Source organism: Symbiopectobacterium sp. (assembly GCF_051710365.1).
GTDB lineage: Bacteria > Pseudomonadota > Gammaproteobacteria > Enterobacterales > Enterobacteriaceae > Symbiopectobacterium.
Map to the genome: position 1 here is coordinate 1 of NZ_JBPETA010000414.1, position 314 is coordinate 314.

Annotated in this window: 1 pseudogene; it reads right to left on the reverse strand. The window is 53.8% G+C overall.

Features of this window, described 5'->3' with window-relative positions:
• Positions 1-7 precede the first annotated feature (7 nt).
• Positions 8-314, reverse strand: a pseudogene (locus tag ACTBDZ_RS18395) (phage recombination protein Bet); the annotation flags it as partial.

Genomic DNA, 314 nt, shown 5'->3' on the forward strand with positions numbered 1-314 from the left:
CCATTCATCACTGCGCTGTTGCATGATCCACCTCGCTATATTCTGCATCGACGGGAATGCTTTTTTTGATGCGCTCCTTCTCTGCATTGCCGATAATCTGGCGCTCTTCCTGCGTGAGGCTCTTCCACGTTTCAGCGAAGACTTCCATGCTTAGCTGTGCTGCCTCTTCGCACCTGGCAATGAGTGCAGGGCGGCGCTCATCCGTCTCTTGTCCAGCAACAACACTTGCTGGCGTGCTTTCTATAATCCGCTCCGCCTCGTCACTGTCGTAAATGCCAGCGAAGCCAAATGCCATGCGCGCGCACTGAATAAGT